Annotated in this window: 2 tRNA genes and 1 rRNA gene; all 3 read left to right on the top strand. The window is 58.4% G+C overall.

Annotated elements, in window-relative coordinates:
• Positions 1-176 precede the first annotated feature (176 nt).
• A tRNA-Ile gene (locus tag KL771_RS28160) sits at positions 177-253 on the top strand.
• 11 nt (positions 254-264) lie between these two features.
• Positions 265-340: transfer RNA gene (locus KL771_RS28155), tRNA-Ala, on the top strand.
• Between the two features lie 407 nt (positions 341-747).
• Positions 748-2,500: ribosomal RNA gene (locus KL771_RS28150) — 23S ribosomal RNA — on the top strand; the annotation flags it as partial.

Genomic DNA, 2,500 nt, shown 5'->3' with positions numbered 1-2,500 from the left:
CGGGATGCAGGAACTGGGTCTCTCACGACCTTGACCTGACATCCATAGGCGGGACCCGCCGTCTCCGTTTCTCTTTCTTCGCGGACGAGCGCCTTTGTGGGTCTGATGACCTGCGAGGCAAGGCGGACGATGGGGCCTCTTGGTGGGTTTTGTCGTCTGAGCCTGGAGCGGGGTTTGGGCCCGTAGCTCAGCTGGTTAGAGCGCGCGCTTGATAAGCGTGAGGTCGAAAGTTCAAATCTTTCCGGGCCCACCAGACCTCCTTACGGGGCCATAGCTCAGTTGGGAGAGCGCGTGCTTTGCAAGCATGAGGTCGTCGGTTCGATCCCGTCTGGCTCCACCAATCACCGCTTCGCGTGATTGGCTTCGCCGGCCGGGCTCTTTGTGGCGCGTGCTCGGACCTCTTCGAGGTCCTGCGCGCGACGCGGCTGGCTCCTGCTGCCCACCGGCCTGGTGTTATCCTGGCGCTTACAAAAGTCCGCTGAAGAAGCAAGTTTGCGGTTCCCGCATGGGGATCGCCTGTTCGATCTGTCATCGTGAAGAGAAGGTTCGTTTGGACCGTGCGGGTCTCCTGTGAAGGGGATCGGCGCGGTGTCCTGCGTCCGGGGTCGTCGAGAGACGGTTTTGGAACGCGCGAAGGGATGGCTGGGTGCTAACCGCACCGGTCCCGGACGGAACTCGAGAGAGAGGTCTTTCTCGGTGTTGGCGCCGGCGTGGTGAAACGCGGGCGTGAGCATCGATAATGAGAGTGATCAAGTGACTTAAGGGCATTCGGTGGATGCCTTGGCGCTGAGAGGCGATGAAGGACGTGGTACGCTGCGAAAAGCCATGGGGAGCTGCGAACGAGCTTTGATCCATGGGTCTCCGAATGGGGCAACCCACTCCTGCGAAGGAGTATCCCGCAAGGGAGGCAAACCCGGGGAACTGAAACATCTCAGTACCCGGAGGAAAGGACATCAACAGAGACTCCGCTAGTAGTGGCGAGCGAACGCGGATCAGGCCAGTGCCTTGACTGACGTTACCGGAACAGCCTGGAACGGCTGGCGTTATGGGTGATAGCCCCGTACGGGACGGCGAAGGTTGAGGACATGAGTAGGGCGGGACACGTGAAATCCTGTCTGAAATTGGGGGGACCACCCTCCAAGCCTAAGTACTCCTCAGCGACCGATAGCGAACAAGTACCGTGAGGGAAAGGTGAAAAGCACCCCGACAAGGGGAGTGAAACAGTTCCTGAAACCGGATGCCTACAAACAGTGGGAGCCCAAGGTTCGTCCTGGGTGACCGCGTACCTTTTGTATAATGGGTCAGCGAGTTAGTCTGGCGAGCGAGCTTAAGCCGGTAGGTGTAGGCGCAGCGAAAGCGAGTCTGAACAGGGCGTTCAGTTCGTCGGATTAGACCCGAAACCGGGTGATCTAGCCATGGCCAGGCTGAAGGTGCGGTAACACGCACTGGAGGGCCGAACCGGTGCCTGTTGAAAAAGTCTCGGATGAGCTGTGGCTAGGGGTGAAAGGCCAACCAAACCCGGAGATAGCTGGTTCTCCGCGAAAGCTATTTAGGTAGCGCCTCGAGTGAATACTCCAGGGGGTAGAGCACTGGATGGGCTAGGGGGTCCCACAGACCTACCAAACCCAACCAAACTCCGAATACCTGGAAGTACTGCTCGGGAGACACACGGCGGGTGCTAACGTCCGTCGTGAAGAGGGCAACAACCCTGACCGCCAGCTAAGGCCCCTAATTCGTGGCTAAGTGGGAAAGGATGTGGGGATCCCAAAACAACCAGGATGTTGGCTTAGAAGCAGCCATCATTTAAAGAAAGCGTAACAGCTCACTGGTCTAGACAAGGGTTCCTGCGCCGAAGATGTACCGGGGCTCAAGCCACGAGCCGAAGCTGCGGGTGTGCGAAAGCACGCGGTAGCGGAGCGTTCCGTAAGCCTGTGAAGGGGTAGCCGTGAGGCGCCCTGGAGGTATCGGAAGTGCGAATGCTGACATGAGTAACGATAAAGGGTGTGAGAGACACCCTCGCCGAAAGTCCAAGGGTTCCTGCGTAAAGTTAATCTGCGCAGGGTTAGCCGGCCCCTAAGGCGAGGCCGAAAGGCGTAGTCGATGGGAATGGGGTTAATAGTCCCCAGCCAGCGGATGGTGACGGATCGGGTAAATTGTGCACACTTATCGGATTGTGTGTGCAGTGAACCGGTTCCAGGAAATAGCCTCCGCATGAGACCGTACCCGAAACCGACACAGGTGGACAGGTAGAGTATACCAAGGCGCTTGAGAGAACTCTGCTGAAGGAACTCGGCAAATTGCCTCCGTAACTTCGGGATAAGGAGGCCCCGGTTGTGGGCAACCATGATCGGGGGGCACAAGCCAGGGGGTGGCGACTGTTTAACAAAAACACAGGGCTCTGCGAAGCCGCAAGGCGACGTATAGGGTCTGACGCCTGCCCGGTGCCGGAAGGTTAAGAGGAGAGGTGCAAGCTTTGAATCGAAGCCCCGGTAAACGGCGG

It is taken from the genome of Prosthecodimorpha staleyi (assembly GCF_018729455.1).
GTDB classification, from domain to species: Bacteria; Pseudomonadota; Alphaproteobacteria; order Rhizobiales; family Ancalomicrobiaceae; genus Prosthecodimorpha; species Prosthecodimorpha staleyi.
Note: the sequence above shows the minus strand (reverse complement) of the source record. Positions and strands in the feature narration are given on the sequence as shown.